Here is a 19,266-nt window from a genome sequence, read left to right on the forward strand (position 1 = left end):
AAAAGATGATACCTCGACCATATCTCCATGGAAAGGGTATCGGGCCGAAACGACACGGAGGCGCACCTCAAGCAAGTGGGGAGGACGATTCGTGCGCGCCGGCTGGAGCTCGATATCTCACAAGAATCTCTTGCTCATCTCGCAAGCATCGACAGAAGCCACATGGGCAAAATCGAGCGCGGAGAACGGAACGTCACCCTACTCAATCTGGTGAAGATCTCGGCAGCGCTGTCGTGTCGCCCATCCGAATTGCTGTCAGCCGCCGGATTGTGAGCGCGATAGCCATCGCATACGGACACCCACCTCGCGCTGGGAGCATAAACCGTCGCGCTAGAATAGATCTCGAGACTCAAATTGGCATGCGGCGCGCCACAGTTTCTCTGCTAGCGGATGTCGTGACAAAAGGCATAGCCAATACATTGTCGACTCCTTGCTATTTCTAACGGGATACATCGTGTCGCACACTTTCATTCCAGTCATCTCGACTAATCGTCTCCAATGCGAGATGAATGCGTGGCGCATCTCTTGTTTGGAACTTTGCCTCGACACAACATGCCGCCATCCCGGAGCGAAGCTATCCAAAGACGATTCCTCTGACTCCAAGCCTGAAGCGATGTTTCGTTGGATATCGCCGGTGCTCAAATGTACGACTATGTCGATAGTAGGCATCGACGCGAGCCTCTCGATAATGGAATAGTGCAGGTGCCCGGCGTTGAACGGATCCAGCATCGCAAGGTGGAACCCGCCTTTCGACAGTTGTGGCATCACCCAGTCGATCGTCTCATTGGCTCGCCCAACCGCTGACCTCACCGGTGCGCCGAGACCGGACAATCGCTTGTTGCACGCAGCAAGGTATTCGGCATTTGCGTCTGCGACAAAAAAATCGGAAAACGCGCCCCTTCGTTGTTGAGCAATGCGCCAGGCGGCAAGGGGTCCGCCATCAAGGAATGTCTGTGTGTGCTTGATTTTCACACGGCCAGTTCCAGCGAACAAATCGATGTACGTCCGTTGACTCGTGAACTTCTGCCGCGCGGCCCAGCATGCGTCGATGTATCGCTTGACGATTCGATGCTTTTCGTCCGTAACCCAGCGCCCGACTACCATGGCTGGCAATCCATCGATGGGATCCAGTGCAACTTTCTCTTCAGTTTTCACACTGTTCTCTCTTGTTCCGTGCAATGGCCGGAAAGGGATAGAATTCACGAACACCCACCACTAACGGGCGCATCCAGGTACTCATCTGCACGTGCATCAGCCAAAGAGAAGCCTGCCTGAATGCGCGCACAAAACCCGCTGCCTGAACAAACGTACGAGCGCCCGTCAGGCGGACTTTCGCTGCCGAATCAATGGCGAGTACAATCCAGCCGTAACTGAGGACAAGTCGCCTGTAATGGGAAAAGAAACTCGCATAGAATGGACACACCACACATTCAACCCTTGGTGGGGATGTGTCAAGGTGTCGGCTGCGTGTGACAACTGCTACGCAGAGACGTGGGCGAAGCGCTTGGGAGAAGGTCTTTGGGGACCCAACACGCCGCGTCGCTTCTTTGGTGAGGCCCACTGGAAAGAGCCACTGAAGTGGGATAGAGAGGCCGCGAGCGAGAAAACCCGTAGGAGAGTTTTCTGTGCGTCGATGGCGGACGTCTTCGAGAATCGTCCCGATTTGATTGACGCCCGCCACCGGCTGCTCGATCTCATCGCAGAGACGCCCAATCTGGATTGGTTGTTGCTCACAAAACGCATCCATCTTGTCCGTAAGCAGTTGCCCAAGGGCTACGAGTTCCCTAAGAACGTGTGGCTTGGGACTACCGTGGAAGATCAGGCAACAGCTAAGAAACGCATCAAATACCTACTGGAATTCTCTTCGCCTTCTGTCAGATTCCTATCGTGCGAACCCCTTTTGTCGGCGCTTGATCTATCTGAATATCTGGTCAGAAACGAGAAGGGAAATCGTGTTGATTGGGTCATCGCAGGTGGAGAGTCCGGGCCACGTTCACGCCCCATGGACCCGGCATGGCCGTCAGCGTTGCAACGCCAATGTGCCAAGGCAAAAGTACCTTTCCATTTCAAACAATGGGGGCACTGGGCACCGATCGAGTATGTCGCCGACATATTAAAGAAAAGCACGCCGATCCATGTAATCCGTACGGACGGCTCAGAAGTGTCGGTTGCGGCCATTGGGAAAGGCAAAGCAGGACGGATACTAGCTGGCAAGCACTGGGATCAGTTTCCGAGAACCGCACCGTAGTCATTCAATCTGCTACCGGGGTTTTGACTTGGCAAAGCGTCACTATGATTGGAGTAATGGTCCGGCCGAACTAGAACCACACAGTCTGATCAAGCACCAAGTTCTGGTCGACTACCTGATCCGCTATTTCCAGCAACGTTTGCTGAACGCTCGCGGTCGCGACAGAATCAGAATGACGCTCGTCGACGGGTTCTGCGGCGGTGGACTCTACTATCTGGAAGGCACCGGACAACTCGTCGACGGCTCTCCTCTGCGTATGCTCCAAGCCGTTGAAGAAGCGTCGCGCCTCATCAATCTAGAGCGCCCTAAGCAAGTTCTGTTCGACATCCAGTACATCTTTGTCGACAAGGATACCAAAGCGCTTAGTCATTTGCGCAATGTCTTGAGCGCGCGCGGTTACGGTCGATCGATCGGCACGACGATCCACTTGTTACACGCCACCTTCGGATCGACTGTCAGCGACATACTCGCCGCGGTCGCTAAGCACACACCCCGCTCAGGAACGGCACTTTTTTTCCTAGATCAATATGGCTACACCGAGGTACCCGCGCCGCTTATTAGGCAAATCTTCTCAAACGCCCGGGACGCCGAAATTGTTCTGACGTTTCATGTTTCATCATTTGCAACATACACGAACGACGAATTGGCTCGGAAGATTTCGACGACGCTTCGCATCGATGTTCTGAAGCGTCTCGGCGGACGATCGATTGAGGACATCAAACGGGATGAAGCAGACTGGCGTCGTTTCATCCAAGCGGCACTGTATGAAGCGCTCGTTGACGGATGTGGCGCCGATTTCTTCACCCCCTTCTTCATTCGGGGCACCGGCTCCGGACACGGCGAATACTGGCTTGTGCACTTGTCGCAACACCATCGAGCGCAAGACGTCATGAAGCAGGTTCACTGGCAACACCACAACCATTTCGTGCACTACGGGGGCGCCGGCTTAAATATGCTAGCGCCTCAAACCATGGGTTTCCTGCAGCAATTCGATGGTGGGTTCAAGTTTGACGAAGTCGCACGCGCGAAGACAGACCATGAACTCGTCATCCAGTTGGCCAGACGAATTTTTGATCAGCCGGGCCCAAGATCATTCGCAAGCCTGTTCGCCGATACATGCAACGGTACACCAGCCACCGCATCGATGTACAAAAGCGCCCTCGCTACACTGATCGAGGAGGGCGACGTGACAATGCATGCTCCGGACGCCAAACCAAGATATCGCGCGCGCTACATGTCAGACACTGACGTCATAGACAGGTCAAAGCAACTCCGCCTCTTTCTGCCGCCTGGCATCTGACGCATTTTGTGGGCTCCTGGCGGGCACGTATGCCAACTACCGTTGCGCCAGCGTTCTCGCTCTAACGGTTACCCCTTGCGGACCCCAAACGCCTGATCGAACTGTCGGGCCCGCTCGATCTCGTCGCTATGCAAGTAGATCGATGTCGTCGAGACCGATGCATGGCGCAGGTTGTCGCGCACCATGATCAACTCGGCGCCACGTGCGAGCGCGTGCGACGCGTGAGTGTGCCGCATCCAGTGTGGGCTCGCGCGGCGCAGTTTCTCCGCAGTCGCCGGCCGCTCGTCCTGGATTGCATCAGCTACCAGCACGAAGAATCGGTGCAACACGCGTGACAATCGTCGGGGTTCGATGCCTGTGCCCTCAGCCTCGAGGCTCGCGATGATCGGCGTCGCGGGATTCCAGCGCACCGGCGTGATCGGAAGCCCGCGCTGCACGAGATATTGATCCAGGGCTGTCCGAGCGAGCGATGGCAAGGCTACCTTGCCAAGCTTGTCCCCCTTCCCGAGCACGTGCAACCAGTTATCGCCGTGCTCGTCGCGGCGGATATCACCAAGCGTCGCGCCGACCAGTTCGCTCGCACGCAGACCGGTCGCGTACCCGAAATCCAGCAGAAACCGCAGGCGCTGCGCGGCCGGCGCGCTCCAGCCATACGACCACTCGAGACCGTCAGCGAGTGTGCGGATCAACAACCACTCGCCCTCGGAGAACCCACGTGACACGTCCAGTCCCGTGCGCCGCGCGTAACTCTTGACCTTGACTCCTGCGAACGGATTCGCGAGCACGTAGCGCTGTTCGACCAGCCAGCGAAACAGAGCAGACAGGACGTTCAGCGCATAGGCTGCTGATCGGGCCGACAGTGGACCAGTGAACGGTCGCCATTCGATGCTGTGCCGTGACCGTGACGGGCCAACCCATCGTTCACGCGGCGTCGGCCGCCGCAGGAAGCTCCGGTAAGCAATTGCGTCGTCGGTGTTAAGTGACGACAGCGCGCGGCCGCGCTCGACAATCGCCCACAGGATCAGGCGTTCCGCCTCTTTTCGGTACGCGCGCTGGGTGGCGGTCGACTCATGCAGCGACAACCAGGACTGGATCGCCTCGTAATCGTTGGACGCGCTCAGCAGACAGGCCGTGCGTGGCGCGCGGAACTGGCCTCGCGAACCGTCGACCTCGTGCGGCACGCGCAGTTGTTCCCACGGCACGATAGTGCCGGGCTGTGCGGCGGCGATCAAGGCTCGCGCACGTTCGGTCAACTCGGGATGCGCACCGAAGAACGCCTCGATACGGCACGCGCCGGCGACGCCGAGTCCGGCGATCACGGACCACCAGCGACGTCGTCGCGGGATCCGTACGGTCAGATCGGCCAGCGTCTGGATGCCGTGTGCGTGAAGTGCCTCGACAATGCGGGGTGGCAACCACTGATCGATCGGGTCGGCGATCCGCGGCGTCGGCACATGCAAGTTGCGCAGCGTCTCGATCGCACGGGTCACGCTGTCGCCCGATGTCCTCGCTGGACGAATCGGGAACGCGGCCGCCAGGTCGGCGCGATGTCGAGCCTGCGCGTACGCGATGAGCCGCTGGCGAATCTTGCCGAGGATGCCACGTGACGATGCTCCGGCCTCCCGGCGATCGCCCAGATAACGACCTACGGCGGCCCGCGCGTTCAGGCCGGCGTACCAGCCGCGCAGCGCGGCAAGTTCGGCTTCGTCGGGAAAGTCAAGTTCGGTCACGTCGGTGGGAGGGGTGTCACGCGTTTCCATGACTTTCAGTTTATAACAATTATGATACTAGACCGATAAGAAAAGTTATCTGTCTATACATCACTTGGAGCTGACATTTTACTTTCGACCGATGTCATCAAGTGCTCGCTGCGGTGGTAATAGGCGAACATTTGTCCGCCATGATGTAGTGTTGCAGTCGTTTGCAGGCGGAACCTGGATTTCCGCAAATTTTTCCGTTTAGAGTCAGATGGTCTTCTGGGCACGCGCGCGTCTGCTGGATCACACGGTCAAAAAGCGGCCTTGGCATCGCGATCGGCGCCAACAGTCGTGTGCTCGGGTGCGCGCGTCAGGCCGGGCCGGGCCTGACGCGCCGTCTCGGCATCACGCGTCGTCGCCAGCGCTCTCGCGAGCGACGCGCATTGCAGGATCTCCCGATGATTCGTTCCTGCGATCGCGAACTGCGTGATCGGCACGCCGTCACCAACGAACTGGTCGGCACACGCGATGTAACGCTGGTCGTCGCCAGCCACGTACAACGAGCACGGCAGCGTAGCCGGATAGCGCTTGGGCAATTCGTCGAGCAGGCGGACGTTCCGGAACACGAGATCCAGATCCGTCAATTCGCACTCGGCAAGATCGAACACATAGCGATACCGCGCATCGCGCTTGAGCTGGGCCTCGACGTCGTGGGCAATTGCGCCGACCTCCGCGAGCACAGGTGGATCGATCAGATGCAGATGCGACACCGTCCCGCGCGCATACAGCACGTTCGCAACCCGGACAGCCACATGCGCGCCAAACGAGTAACCGGCCACCGCGTGATAGTGCTCCCCTACCACCGACTCGACAATTGCGGCCGCGAGTTCGTCCACGCTGTCGTATGGCCAGAACGCGTTGTAGTCGATCAGATGCGCGTCGACCGTCCCGGCCAGCTTTTTCTCCAGATCGAAATAGCAGATCGGATAGCCGACGAAATCAGGCAGAAACAGCAGGCGCGCCTTCGTCACGCGTCCTCCACGAAAGCCCGCGCGAACGCAGCCACTCGCGCCGGTTCGAAACGCGAGGTCACCACGATGTCGACCGCGTCGCGCGTGCACAGCAGCGTCAGGTCGAGATCGCTCTTGCATGATTCAGACGGCACGGTCTCGTCGACAAGCCCGCTAAAACCCTGATCGTCATCGTTGCGCATATCCACCAAGTTGAACAGCACGCGAACCTCATGCGCTCGCAATCCGGCAGCCGCGAGCGCAGCTTCCGCGCCGATCGCCCCGTGGGCGCGCGTGGCCAGCAGATAGCCGGTCGCGCGCGCGGGATCGGAATGCTCACCGAAGTGCGCGTGGTCGAGCAAGAGCGGCAGCACGTAGGTGCTGAAGCCAGTCCCTCGCCGCGATTTGCGCATCGAGAACAGCGCGTGCACGAGCGGTTGCGACACGCCGAACGCGGCCGTCAGCGCACGCTTAAAGCGCGCCAGCAACAGGGCTTGCCTGTGCGCGCCGGCCGGCATGAGCGACGTGCCGGTGATGCGTTGCCGGTGCCAAGTGACCGTCGCGCCCGCCGTAGGGAAGTCCGACCCGGACGACTGCCGCGCCGCCGCGATCCGCGCTTTCAGATCGGACCAGTGGGGCAGGCACGCATCCGCATCGCGTTCGTGCTCGTCGGCGAGCGCGAGGTTCGTCAAGATGAATTCCAGATCGGCGGTGAGCTCCGTGGGCTCCGCTAAATCCCCGGACGCCGCCGGCGCCCCCCGCAGCGCCCGCAGCAATTCGATCTGCCCGACGTGGTCACCGACGATATGGTGCAGCAGCACCCCGGTGCGGGGTTCGCCGCGAATCGTGCAGGTGAACGGCCGGAACAGAGGATCATCGAAGAGCGACAGCTCAGCCCGCAGGAAATACCTGCTGCAGGCTGCCTCGCTGTCGAATGCCGGATGCTCGGGCCAGGGCCAGTCTTCCGGCGGATGGATGTCCGCAAGATCGAAGCCGTAGACGCCCGCGTCATCAGTGATGCGACAGGCGAGGATTGGAAAGCGGGCGGCCAGGGCCGTGCACAGCCGCGATAGGGTCCCGGGCCTCGCGGCCTCGCCGTCCGGCTTGAAAAGATACGTGACATTGTTCGCCGTGCGGTTGCCGTGGAGCAGCTCCGGATACACCATCGAGCACTGCGCCTTATTCAGCGGCACGAAATCTAGCACCGGACTGTCCCGCAGCCAAGCGCGGTTCGACGCCGCGAACGCAGCCGCCGCGTGGTACTCGCCATGGATCGCCGCGTAGCGTCCGGCAATCGTCTCGACCGTCAGGAAAGGAGGATGTGTCGCCACGCTCGACGTTCCGTTTTCATGAGATTTTAAACACATGGTATTCCCCGGGCTCCGCCCCAGGTTCGGATGCGCGCGCCTCCACGACGACCCCAGCTTGCTGGAGATACGCGCTCAGCGCGCTCAGCGTGGGAGTCGCATAGAAGTCCGCGACGCTGAAACTGTCATCACCCGTGAGCCGGTTGATCGCGCTCACGATACGGATCGCGCCCAGTGAATCCCCGCCCGCGTCGAAGTAGTCGTCGTCATTTCCCAGCCGGGGCAGGCGGAGCAGACGCCGCAACACGTCGAGCGACGTGTCCGCGTCGCCGGTCACTGCGTCGCGAACCTCGCGTTCGAGCGCCTCGAACCGTGCGCGCAGCAGCACGACATCCAATTTGCCGTTTTCGCGCAACGGCAGCTCGTCCTGCGCCATGAAACGTGCCGGCACCATGAACGCCGGCAGTCGCGCGTTCCCGAACGCCGCGAGGATGGCCGTGCCGGGATCGTCACCGTCCGGCACGTACGTCAATCCGATCCACGCGCCGCCCGCGCCCCTAACCGCCAGCGCCACACATTCCCGCAGCCCCTCGCACGACGAGTAGGCGAGCGTGATGTCGGACAACGCGACGCGATTGCCGCGGATTTTGAGCTGATCGTCGGCACGTCCGTGATAGTGATAAAGCCCGGCGACGTCACGCGATACCATATCGCCGCTCAAATAGTGACGCACGCGCTCACTGTCGATTTCGAGGTAGCGGAACCGCTTGTGCGTTAGCGCGTCGTCACCGATGTAGCCGGGCGACAGGCCTGGGCCGGACATGGCCAACTCACCGATCTCGCCGTCGGCGCACGGCGCGCCGCTAGCGTCGAGCACGCGCAGCTCATGTCCGCGCACGGGGCGGCCGAGCGGAATCTTGTCCGGGAACGAGAAGTCGCGTGGGATCTGGAAGACGCACGTCATGATCGTGTTCTCGGTCGGACCGTAACCGTTGTGGATCGTGATTGACGCGTTCTCCGCATAGATGCGCGCTACATGACGCGGCGACAGTTCCTCGCCACCCACGATCAGATCGCGGATGCCGTTGAAGCAGCGCGGTGCGACGTCGGCCAGCGCGTTGAACAGCGAGGTCGTAAGCCACAGGGTAGTTAGCGATGCACGCCGGACCCAATGGCTCAGCAAGCCCGCCGTGACCGGCGAATCGTCGTTGACGATCAGACCGCCACCGTTGAGCAGCGCCGCCCAGATCTCGAACTGCGACGCATCGAACGTCAGCGGCGAACTGTAAGCGAGCCGCGTGCCGGGACCGAGCGGCGGGAGATGCGGGGCGTCGTGACAGAAGTTCAACACGCCTCGATGCGTGCAGGGAATGATCTTCGGCGCGCCGGTGGTGCCACTTGAAAAGTTGACGTACAGCCAGTCGTCGGCTGAGCATGCGGGCGACGCCGGCGGGACGGGGTCTGACAGGGGCTGCAGCAATACATCCGGGGCGAGCGCTGTGATGCCGCGCGCGTAGCTGGGGGCGGCTTGCGACACGAGGTGCCGGATGCCGATGCGCTCGACTATGCTGCGATTCCACGTGTCAGGATGTCGGGAATCGAGATAGCAGAACGCCGCGCCCGCGCGCACGATGCCGACGAGAAACACGACTTGTCGGATCGAGCGCGGCAGGTCAAGGCCGACGACCTTGCCGGGACCAATGCCCGCGCACCGGAGACGGGCTGCGATCGTTGCCGACAGTATGTCCAATTCGCGATAGCGCAACGTGCCGGTTGCGGACCACAGCGCTTCGCGATCGGCCTCGCGCTGGAACACCTGCGCAAGGATGGCGGGGATCGTGGCGTTCGTCATCGCGAGGCTTCTCCCGAATGGTGCGTGATCAGGTTGATGCCCGGCGGGAAGAATCCGGCCGAGTTGTACGCGAGCAGCGCCTCGTCGACCGAGTACGCGCGATACGCAAGACGCGTGAGCTGCGCGGGGGCCTGTGTGAGGATCGCCATGCAGCGGGCGAGATTCCGGTCGACATGCGCCTCGCCGTCCACGACCGGCACGTCCGTCAGGCCGTGGTGATAGGCGTCGTTCCGGTAGCCTGCGCCGCAGCGCGACACGTTGACGATATCGAGATTGCCCAGTGCGGGCGACAGGTCGATCCGGCCGGTCACACGGCCGACATTGACCAGCTTCGGCCGGCTGCCGCGCCGGCCCTCCTGGTCGAGCAGCGGCGCGAGACGCGGAAAGAGCGGCGTGAGATCGGCGTCGACGCAGATGAAGATCCGGTCGAAGCAGCCGCCCGACACAGACGGCGGATCCGGCAGGTCGAACGGGGTCCACGCGGCGGCCCGTTCGAGCGCGGCGCGATCCCGATCCGTCGCGGCGACCGTGGCGCCCGCCGCCGCCGCGACAATTGCCATCAGGGTGCCCACCAGCCCGACGCCCACGACCAGCACGCGGTCGCCCGCGCCGAGCGCGGCCCGGTCCGCCGCGTGAACGGCGGTCGCGCCGATCGCCGCGAGGATCGCATGCCGGGCGGGCAGCGCGTTGTCCGCGCGGCACAGCAGGTTGCGCGGCACGACGATGTAGTCCGAGTGGGTGGCGATCTGCCAGCCCATCGCGACGACGCGCTCGCCGGGCCGCACGCCGTGCACGGCCGCGCCGGCCGCGACCACCTCACCGATCGCGCAGTAGCCGAGCGGCAGCTGGCCGCCCTGTTCGCGCAGCTGGGCCACATAGTACCGTTCCGTTCCCGGGCTCACGAGCGAGTACGTGACGCGGACCAGCGCCTCGGTGTCGCGCAGCGGCGGCAGGTTCTCGCGGTGCAGCCGGACGCCGCGCGGGCCGTCGGCGATCAGCGTATAGCGCGTGGGGGTCATGCCGCCTCCTTCAGAACCCGTAGACAGTCGCCGAATTCCGGAAACGAGGTCCGGTAGCAGCGGCCTTCGTCGATCTCCGCCGCGAGCGCATGCGCGCTCAGCAGCACCTGGGCCGTCATCGACAGGCGATGGTCGCCGAACGACGGCACTGCCGGGCCCGGGCCCGGCGTCTGGCCGCCGGGGACGTGCATGTCGTAGCCGTCGATGTCGACGCGCAGTCCGAGGCCGGCGAGCATCGTCCGCGTCGCGGTGATGCGGTCGCTTTCCTTGAACGTCAGTTCGAACAGGTCGCGGAACACCGCGCGACCGGGCAGCACGCAGCAGACTGCCGCCGCCAGCGGCACTTCGTCGATCATCGCGTGGAAGCGTTCCTTCGAGCCGAGATCCGTCGCGCGGGCGTCGCCGCCGCCGCGCAGGATCACGTCACCGACGGCTTCGCCGAGTGCGCGCCCGGTTTCGCGCGTGCGGACGTCGAAACCGCATTGCGCGAGCCAGTCGAAGAACCCGAGCCGGGTCGGATTCAGACACACGCCGGTGAAGGTGACGGTTGCGTCCGCATCGTTCCGGTAGCGCAGCAGGAACAGCGCGGCCGGATAGGCGAGCGCCGACGGATCCTTCGGCACAACGAGTTCGGCAGGCACGGAGAACGCGCGGGGCGAGAACGCGACCTCGTTGCCTGTTTCAGCGACGTCGTCGCCGAAACTCGCGGCCATCAACTGCGTGTGGTCGCGTGCGCGCACCGGATAACGCACCCGCACCGCGCGCCGGCCGGCGATGCCGGCAAACAGCGCCGCGGATACCGCCTGTGCGCTGCCGATCCGCGTTTCGACGCAGCCGCCGCTGAACTCGGACGCGTGAATGCGGATGGGCAACGCGCCGGGTTCGCCGAGATACTCGAAGCGCCCGCCCATTTCCGTCAGCGGCTCGACGATCCAGTCGAACGGCCGGGCGCGCAGGGTGGCGTCGCCATCCACGATGCAACGCTTGCCGAGGCCTGTCAGCGCGCCCATCAGCAGACGTGCCGCCGCGCTTGACGGTCCGAGGTAGACCGAGGTGTCCGGCGGGAAGTCGGCGGCGCGCAGCGAGCCGTTCACGTTCGCCCGGCGCTCGCCGGGATCGTATGTGAGGTCGACGCCCAGTTGACGCAGCGCATCGAGCAGCAGCGTGACCGCCTTGCCGCCGTTGAGACCGCGGATGACGACCGGATCGGGCGCGAGCGCGGCGAACAGCAGCGCGCGGTGGCTGATCGATTTGTCCGGCGGAATCAGCGCGTCAATCGCGCGCCAGCCCGCGGCATCGGCGGCGATGCCGCCGCGGACCACTTCGTTTTCGTAGTGGATCATCGTGTCAACGCTTGTAGGTTTCCGGATTGATCAATTCGTCATCCGAACGAAGGCTGTCGCGTTCGAATGCATCGCCGGCGCCGGGCCCCTTCGGGATCGGCAGCGCGCTCAGCTCGTAGTGGCGGCGGCGGTTCCGCTTGCGTTCCAGGCCCAGGTTGAACCCGGACAGGTCGATGGCCCAGCGCTCGAGCACGCCCTGTTCGACCGCATGCTCGATCAGTGCGCCGCCCAGCGGGGTGCGCACGATCAGCCGCGCGTGCTTGGCGATCGTCGCGCCGTTGACGCTGGCGTCGAAGATGTTCGGGTCGCCATCCGACACGCTGATGTCGGCGAGCCCGCTCATCCAGTCGCCGCAGGTCAGGCAGCGGTGCGTCTTGTTCTCCTTGAGCTTGCCGAGAATTTCCCAGAACTGCACGACATGCGCGCGGCCGTCGCGCGTGCGGGTCTGGAAGTTGCCTGGATACGCGCCTTCCCGGTACTTGACGTCGACGACCTCGTCGAGCTCCAGGCCCAGCACGCCGGACACGATGCTCGAGGTGCCCGCGGGCAGCGTGTTCGACGAGCAGGCCGTCTCGACCAGCAGCACGATGCGTTCGCGCGCCCATCGACCGAGCGCGGAATCGAGACGCTGCAGCTTGCGCAGCGCCTGGATGTGACAGGCGAGCCCGACCACCGCGACATTGTCGCCCGGGGTCGCTTCGTATACCGCGCGCAGCGCCACCAGATACGGCGCCATCTGATAGGTGGACTGCGCGTTGCCGACGATGTGCTCCGTCTCGTTCGACACGACCGGCGCGGCGCGCCAGCCCTCCGCCGCGTCGCGGCCCATCGACAGCACGTGCTTGACGTCGAGATAGCGCCGGCTTTCGAGCAGCAGCGCGGTCGCCGCGCCGCCCGACGCCGAGCGCGCGCGGATCTCCTCCGAGGTGGAAGTCGCGCCCAGCACGCTGCCGACGATGCCGAGCCAGCGTTCGTCCACCGTGCGCCGCCGGCCGAACAGATGCTCCTCGGAGGCGTCGGTGGCCGGGTCGGCGCCCGGGCAGACCGCGTGGCACGGCGCGTCGCACGTCGCGCACGCATCGGTATCGAAGTCGAGGACCGGCGTGATGCGGTCCTTGTCGAAGCGGATCAGCTGCTTCGGACAGACGAGGCCACATGCGCCGCAGCCAGCGCACAGCGCCGGTTCGAGAACTTCCTGTTTCAGCTTGACTATGGACATGGCGGATATCGGGCAATCGGGGAGGATCGTGGGGAATCGCGGCGCGGCCGGACAGCAGCCCGCCACGCGCGCGGCACGGGGCCGCGCTGCGCAGGCGCATTTGCCGTACGGCGCCGAATGTCGCGTCAGACGAAGGGGGCGGTTCTCTCCATGTGGGTGATCTCGAGCGGCACGGCGCTGCCGCCGTGGGAAAAGTGCCCGTGCCCGATCACCGCGAAACCGTGTCGCGCATAAAACGGACGGGCATTCGTGGTGGCCTCGAGATACACGCGTGCGTGTCCGCGCGCCGAGATCTCGGCGATTGCCCGGTTCAGCAGCGCAGTGCCGACGCCGGCATGCGAGTGGTCGCCGCGCACGAACAGCTTGGTCAGCTCGTCGCCCGCTACCTCGACGAAACCGAGCAGGCCGCCATCGTCGGCCACCCACAGGTCGCCCCGGCGAATCGGGTCGAGGTACATCGCTGCGCTACGCCCTTCCAGCCAGCAGCGGATCTGTTCCGCCGAGTAGCTCGCGGCGCACAGCTGGACCACGGAATTTCGATGGGTATCGAAGATCCGTTCAGCGTCGGATTCCGTAGCCGGTCGAATGTCAAACGGAAGCATGTTAGGTCACCCCTTGTTGGCCCCGGCGCGCAGGGAGGCGATGCGCGTGTAACGGGCTGCGATCAAACATCCCGCGACCATGAGCACGCTGCCGCCCACTGCGCGGTATGAAAGGCTGGACTCCCCGACGAGCACGGACAGGTACCCGGCGCCGAACGGGTAGATGAAGCTGATGTAGCCCGCGTACTCCGCGCCGATTCGCCCGATCAGCGCGATGTAGAGCACGAAGACCAGCGCGGAGCAGACGATGCCGAGATACAGCAGCGGCAGCAGGTACATGGCGGTCACGGGCACTCGCAGCGAAGTTCCGGTCGCGAGCGCCAGTAGGAAATACAGCGCGCACGCCCAACTGATCGCGGTGGTATTGATTCGGATCGAGGTCACGCCGTAGCGCTTTTGCGCGTGCTCCGACAAGACCGAGCCGATCGCAATCAGCGCGAACGCAGCCCCCGCAACCGTGATACCCCACCACGATGCGGAAGCCATGCCGGCGCCGCCGTAGACAAGCACCCCAGCGGTTGACAACAGCGCGCCGGCCACGTTGCTGGGCAAGATGCGCGTGCCGTAGGCGAACCGCTTGATTGCGATCGCGAAGAAGATGACGAGCGTACTCAGACAGGCGACGTACGCGCTGGTCAGAACTTTCGAAGCCACGTAGGTCAGGCCAATGCCGCCGAAGAAGTACGTCACGCCGATCGCCACGAGCAGCTTATAGGGAACGCGCGCGCCGGGCACGCCATCGCGGCTGAGAACCGACGTGCACACACGCAGCGTGAGAGCGGCCAACAGGAAACGCCAGAACAGCGAAGTTAGCACGGGCGTCTCGCGAACCTGCATCGTGATCGCGAACCAGTTCGTCGACCAGATGATTACGCAGACCGCGAACAGCAGCAGGGTCGCGCGGGTGTCCGGCCGCGCGTCGGAACCGGAGTGGGCCGTCATGTCGCATCCGCCGCCGCGAACGCTGCCATGTGCATCAGCGCGGCGAGAAGCGCGCTCCCGAGCAGGTCAATCTCGGCTGCGTCGAACACTGCGGGATCGTGGTCGAGGCTCAGATGCAGGTCACCCGCCGCGCGGTAGCCGGTAATCTCCAGATGATGGCTCTGCGCGCCGTGCATGGTCCGCATCGAAGCTGGACTGACGCGCCAAGTGCTGCTCGACGAGATCTCGATGTCGCCGAGGAAATTGAAGCTGACGTCGCAATCATAGAGGCCGCCGCGCGCGGTTTGCGGGTCGCCGAAAAACGCGTTGCCGAACGAATGCGCGAACGGCTTGACCCGTGCGAGGTAGGCCTCGACGTTGCGCAATACGGCGGACGGGTGGGCCCGGTCGATCTCCAGCACCACAGGGAAAATCAGTGTTAGCCAGCCGAACACCCCGTCGACGGGAAAGTCCGCGCCGCCGAGATGGCGCCCGTGATCGAGCACATGGACCTTCTGCGTGACGTTTCTGCTTTGCTCGGCCAGCGCGATCATCAGGCTTGCCAACAAGGCATTGCCGAGCACTGACACGCCACCATCGAACGCGGGCAGATCGCTGCTGGCTACGCGGACTGCCGTGCGTCTGAACTGGTCGCGCGCGGGAAACGGCATGGTCGCCTGCGCGCGCGACGCGCAGCGGTCCCATGGCAGCGCACGCCAGAACGCATCGTCGCGTTCGGACGCGAGCCGAAGCGCATAATGCGCTTCCCATTCGACGGCGTACCGGGGAGAGTCCCAAGCGGCGAGCGTGTCGACGCCCCGGATCGCGGCCTGATCCAATTCCGACAGCAACAGGATCCACGAATAGCGGTCGACGTGAAACTGGTGGCACGACACGATGAAGTGGAGCACACCCTCCACGCGCGCGACGGCGCACGCGAGCCGCGTGCGCGCGACGAGCGAGATCCGTGCTTCGCTCGCGCGGACCGCATCCTCGATCGACACATGTTCGGGGTACCGTGGGTCTAGATGCCAGCCGGACCAGCTTTGGCAATGGCGCTCGAGTACGGCGTTCAGCTGCGCGGTGGCGTCGGCAACGCTGGCCGCGCCACGGTATTCAAGCACGAAAGACTGGCACCAAGCGTCGAGATCGGGGATGCCCCGCGTTTCGAGAAAGCGCTTCACCGGCATCACGGACCGTTGTAGCGGCTGCACCGATACGCGCTTGCGGCCGCCCGGCGCGGCGCTCAGGGACAGCGCGCGAAGCGGTGTATCGGACAGCAGCGCCAACAGATCGAGCCCGTACCCCTGACGCTTCAGGCTGGCGACGACCTGCAGCGCGCGCAGCGAATCGCCGCCGTTGTCGACGTAACTGAGCGCGTCATCGGCCGACGCTGTGCCAAGCGACGCCGCCACTTCGCGCAGCAGGATGTGACCAGACGGCGCGGCGGACGGCTCGGCTCGAAACAGCGCGCGCAGCACCGTGCGATCGACCTTGTTGTTCTTGTTGAGCGGCAGCGCCGGCAGTGACAGGAAATGCCGCGGGATCTTATGCAGCGGAATACGCGCGGCCAAATCACGGCGCACGGCAACGGGATCCCATTCGGCCCCGGCCGGGACGATCGCCGCGAGGATGGCGGCTTCGCCTTGCACGTCGTCGGTCAACACGCAGACGTCCCGAACGCCGGGCGTGGTGCGCAGCGCAGCTTCAACCTCGTGCAGGCTGACTTTCTGGCCATTGACCTTGATGACCGAGTCGTTTCGCCCGGTGATGACGATACCGCCTTGCGGGGCGTGATAGGCGAGGTCGCCGGTCGCATAGCACGGCGTGGCGAGACCGTCGCGCACTGTTGTCAGCGCCTCGATCGCGCCGGATGCCGGATTCATCCGACGGGCAACCCAGTCCGACATGATCACGAGTTCGCCGATGGCGTGCGGCTCCGTCACGACCCGGCCTCCGTCGAGCAGCGCGACGGTCACGCCGTCGACGCCGTGGGACAATGGCCAGTTGCGCTCCATCGCAAATGGCCCGTTGCAGTGCCGAGCGTACAGCGCGACCGTGCATTCAGTCGGACCGTAGGCGTTGAACAGTTCCGCGTCGTGCGGAAAGGCCGCGTTGAAGCGTTCGAGATCGCCGCCGTAGATCAACTCGCCGCCAATCACGAGCTTGCGCGCCAAGGGCCCTGCGGCACGCTCCGCATACATGCGGCGAAAGTACGGCACGGTCATGTGTAGCGTATCGATGTCGTGCGCGTCGATGAAGTCGCGCACCGCGTCTAGGTCATGCTGCCGCGGGTTGATCGTACACAGCACGCCGCCATGCAGCAGGCACAGGAACACATCCATCAGGCCCGCATCCCACGCGCACGACGCCAGTTGCAGTACGCGGTCACCCGGCGCCGCGCCGAGGTAGAGCGCGTAATTTCGGATGTGCGCGTCGAGCGCCGCCATCGACTGGACGATCGCCTTCGGTTCGCCCGAGGTGCCGCTGGTAAAGATCACGTATTCGCCGCAGCGCGGTTCGAGCGGCTGCGCGTCGGTGGGCGGCGGGCCGGAGAAGTACGAATCGACGTTCAGCGTGTCCGCGCCTGCCAATTCGACGTCTGCGAGCGGGCTCGCGTTTAGCACCATGCGCACATCCAGCGTGCGCAGGACCGGGGCCAGCGGCACGAGCGGCGTGGCCTGATCCAGCACCACAACGCGCGCCGAGGTCGCCAGCGCGGCGATCAATGCCGCGTACGCCGCGCAACCATGCGAGCCGTAGACTAAGATGGCGTCCCGCGCGCCGGGTCGAGCGTCGAGCCCAGCTTTCACGCGCGCGATGATCGACAACAGTTCGGAACGCCGGTAGTGGCGTGCGTCGTCGATGACGACGACCGGATCCGTTTCGTGATGCGTCGAATTCAAATGCCTGAACACGATGACTCCGTCATTCAACGTTGGACGCGACCGACGCGCGCTAAGAGAGGGAGGGGCCGCTTAGAGCGTGGCCAGCGCGCCGCTCAGAATGGCGATAAAGGCATCGGCCTCACATTTGCCGATCACGAGCGGCGGGGTAATTTTCACGGTCGATGCGCGCAGCCCACCGGTACGGACGATCACGCCTGCTTGTTCGAGCTTCGCGCGCAACGGACCGATGACCGGGCTGGCCGCTGCTTCGTCCACGACATCGAATGCCAGCATCAGGCCACGCCCCCGGATCCGGCTCACGCGGGCGTCAGCGGCGGCGACTTCGCGTAGGCGGCCGGTGAGGTATGCGCCCATTTCCGTCGCGTGCTCCCACGGCTTTTCGGTCAAGTAAATATCTAGCACGCGCGACGCCACGGCGCACACCAGTGGGCTGAACGTGAAGGTCGACGAGTGCTCCGCATAGCCGATTCCGTCGACGAGGTCGGGCGCGCCCGCGACGGCGGACACCGGCAGTCCGTTGCCGAGCGCTTTGCCGATCACGATCATGTCCGGCTTCAGGTCGATATGGCTCGCGAACGGCGTGCCGGTGCGACCGAAGCCCGTGTAGATCTCGTCGAAGATCGTGACCACTTCGAATTCGCGGCCGGCGGCGAGGATTGCCTCGAGGACAGGTTCGGGTACCGGGTGAATGCCTTCCGCGGCCTGGATCGGCTCGACAAGGATCGCAGCCGGTAATTCACCTCCCGTCTTCAGCGCGCCCAGGTGATGCCGGAATGCCTTAGTCCAGCGATCGAAATCCTGCGGACCGCCCTCGTAGGTGTCGTCCAGCGCGAAGCGCGGATTGTCGCGCAACGTGGCGGCAAGGTGCGTGCGGAAGGCGGGATTTGCCGTGACCGACAGCGCGCCTTGCGTCTTACCGTGGAATGCGTTGCCGAAATAGAGAATCTTGTCGCGGCCAGTTCGGGCGCGGGCTATTTTCGCGGCAATCTCGATACCTTCGGCGCCGGTCACGCCTCCCATTACGGACGCACTCTCATAAGGCAGCAAGTGCGCGAGCTTGCGGATCATCTCGTGGCGCTGCGGGTTGTCGATATTCCAGCCGGTATGAATCAAGCACTCGGCCTGGCGCTGGATCGCGTCGATCACTTCCGGCCGCGAATAGCCAAGGTTGGCCGCGCCGCTGCCGCCGGACATATCGAGATAGCTGCGCCCGGCCTCGTCAAACAGATGGCAGCCAGCACCGCGTACGATCGACGGTGCATCGGGATTGCTGCGCTTGACGGATATCGAAAGAGCCTCGGTGTACATGAGAAATCGATGAAATGTAGAGTTGGCGATTCCGCGTCGCAGCAACAATGAATCGAGGGCGAAACGGGCTGTGGCGGACGCGTGTGAAGCGGCTCGCAGTTGCACTGCATGCTGATCTTGACTGTCACACCGTCGTTTTTCCAGTCGGCACGGAAGCGTTGAAAAGATCATTCGTCTGATAGCTGACGCATGTTTTCCCGGCTAGAAAGCAGCACGGAGCACGACATGTCGGAGCGACGGCGAATTCCTGGGCACGCGATGGCGAATACGACGGGACCGCGCGCCTGACAGGCACTGCGTATTCGGCCGGGGACCACCGGGATCAACAATCGACTTCTGCTGTCTCACCGAGGAATACGAAATATCCAATGCGTGGCACTGATGCCTGTTCGAAGCGGCGGCTGACGAATCGGAGTCGATGCTGGGAACTCGGCCGCGGCAGAATTGCAACGAAAAGGAAACGCCCGCTCCCTGAAAACCATGCGCTACAAGCGGGATAGAGCTTGCTTAGTGTCGTGATCATAAGCGCTG

15 protein-coding genes are annotated in these 19,266 nt (G+C 63.7%); 3 read left to right on the forward strand and 12 right to left on the reverse strand.

Going from position 1 to position 19,266, the window contains the following annotated elements:
* Positions 1 to 27: 27 nt before the first annotated feature.
* Complete coding sequence (locus tag DM992_RS25415) at positions 28 to 273, forward strand: helix-turn-helix transcriptional regulator (RefSeq protein ID WP_081074803.1); 246 nt, start codon at positions 28 to 30, stop codon at positions 271 to 273.
* Between the two features lie 57 nt (positions 274 to 330).
* On the opposite strand, the gene DM992_RS25420 is transcribed toward DM992_RS25415, so the two are convergent.
* Positions 331 to 1,155, reverse strand: coding sequence for a three-Cys-motif partner protein TcmP (locus DM992_RS25420; RefSeq protein WP_239511341.1), 825 nt, complete (start codon positions 1,153 to 1,155; stop codon positions 331 to 333).
* Positions 1,156 to 1,390: 235 nt separating this feature from the next.
* Between DM992_RS25420 and DM992_RS25425 the strand changes: the two genes are divergently transcribed.
* Both DM992_RS25425 and DM992_RS25430 read left to right on the forward strand, forming a co-directional pair.
* A complete protein-coding gene (locus DM992_RS25425; protein ID WP_111019139.1) occupies positions 1,391 to 2,248 on the forward strand; it encodes a phage Gp37/Gp68 family protein in 858 nt (285 codons plus the stop codon).
* 28 nt (positions 2,249 to 2,276) lie between these two features.
* Positions 2,277 to 3,548 (forward strand): three-Cys-motif partner protein TcmP, encoded by a 1,272-nt coding sequence (locus DM992_RS25430; protein WP_111019140.1) that lies wholly within the window; start codon positions 2,277 to 2,279, stop codon positions 3,546 to 3,548.
* A 68-nt stretch (positions 3,549 to 3,616) separates the two neighbouring features.
* Here DM992_RS25430 and DM992_RS25435 read toward each other — a convergent pair whose 3' ends face one another.
* The 11 genes from DM992_RS25435 to DM992_RS25480 form a co-directional block, all read right to left on the reverse strand.
* Positions 3,617 to 5,308, reverse strand: coding sequence for a phage integrase family protein (locus DM992_RS25435; RefSeq protein ID WP_111019141.1), 1,692 nt, complete (start codon positions 5,306 to 5,308; stop codon positions 3,617 to 3,619).
* 248 nt (positions 5,309 to 5,556) lie between these two features.
* A complete protein-coding gene (locus DM992_RS25440) occupies positions 5,557 to 6,276 on the reverse strand; it encodes a thioesterase domain-containing protein (protein WP_162631732.1) in 720 nt (239 codons plus the stop codon).
* Positions 6,273 to 7,586 carry a hypothetical protein gene (locus tag DM992_RS41810; RefSeq protein ID WP_162631733.1) on the reverse strand — a complete coding sequence of 438 codons (1,314 nt, stop codon included), beginning with the start codon at positions 7,584 to 7,586 and terminating at the stop codon, positions 6,273 to 6,275. The genes DM992_RS25440 and DM992_RS41810 overlap by 4 nt, the downstream gene beginning before the upstream one ends.
* A 16-nt stretch (positions 7,587 to 7,602) precedes the next feature.
* Positions 7,603 to 9,414, reverse strand: a complete 1,812-nt coding sequence (locus DM992_RS25445) for a non-ribosomal peptide synthetase (RefSeq protein ID WP_111019143.1) — start codon at positions 9,412 to 9,414, stop codon at positions 7,603 to 7,605.
* A complete protein-coding gene (locus tag DM992_RS25450) occupies positions 9,411 to 10,433 on the reverse strand; it encodes an oxidoreductase (RefSeq protein WP_111019144.1) in 1,023 nt (340 codons plus the stop codon). Before DM992_RS25450 ends, DM992_RS25445 begins: the two co-directional genes overlap by 4 nt.
* A complete protein-coding gene (locus DM992_RS25455; protein ID WP_111019145.1) occupies positions 10,430 to 11,776 on the reverse strand; it encodes a 3-phosphoshikimate 1-carboxyvinyltransferase in 1,347 nt (448 codons plus the stop codon). Before DM992_RS25455 ends, DM992_RS25450 begins: the two co-directional genes overlap by 4 nt.
* Positions 11,777 to 11,780: 4 nt before the next feature.
* A complete protein-coding gene (locus DM992_RS25460) occupies positions 11,781 to 12,995 on the reverse strand; it encodes a Coenzyme F420 hydrogenase/dehydrogenase, beta subunit C-terminal domain (RefSeq protein ID WP_111019146.1) in 1,215 nt (404 codons plus the stop codon).
* Between the two features lie 125 nt (positions 12,996 to 13,120).
* Positions 13,121 to 13,525 carry a GNAT family N-acetyltransferase gene (locus DM992_RS25465; protein ID WP_239511342.1) on the reverse strand — a complete coding sequence of 135 codons (405 nt, stop codon included), beginning with the start codon at positions 13,523 to 13,525 and terminating at the stop codon, positions 13,121 to 13,123.
* Positions 13,526 to 13,603: 78 nt separating this feature from the next.
* Complete coding sequence (locus DM992_RS25470; RefSeq protein WP_111019148.1) at positions 13,604 to 14,539, reverse strand: DMT family transporter; 936 nt, start codon at positions 14,537 to 14,539, stop codon at positions 13,604 to 13,606.
* Positions 14,536 to 17,454 (reverse strand): AMP-binding protein, encoded by a 2,919-nt coding sequence (locus DM992_RS25475; protein ID WP_111019149.1) that lies wholly within the window; start codon positions 17,452 to 17,454, stop codon positions 14,536 to 14,538. The genes DM992_RS25470 and DM992_RS25475 overlap by 4 nt, the downstream gene beginning before the upstream one ends.
* Positions 17,455 to 17,496: 42 nt before the next feature.
* On the reverse strand, positions 17,497 to 18,735 hold the full coding sequence (locus DM992_RS25480; RefSeq protein ID WP_111019150.1) for an aspartate aminotransferase family protein: 1,239 nt from the start codon (positions 18,733 to 18,735) through the stop codon (positions 17,497 to 17,499).
* Positions 18,736 to 19,266: the final 531 nt, after the last annotated feature.

The organism is Burkholderia sp. JP2-270 (genome assembly GCF_003233675.1).
Lineage (GTDB): Bacteria > Pseudomonadota > Gammaproteobacteria > Burkholderiales > Burkholderiaceae > Burkholderia > Burkholderia pyrrocinia_C.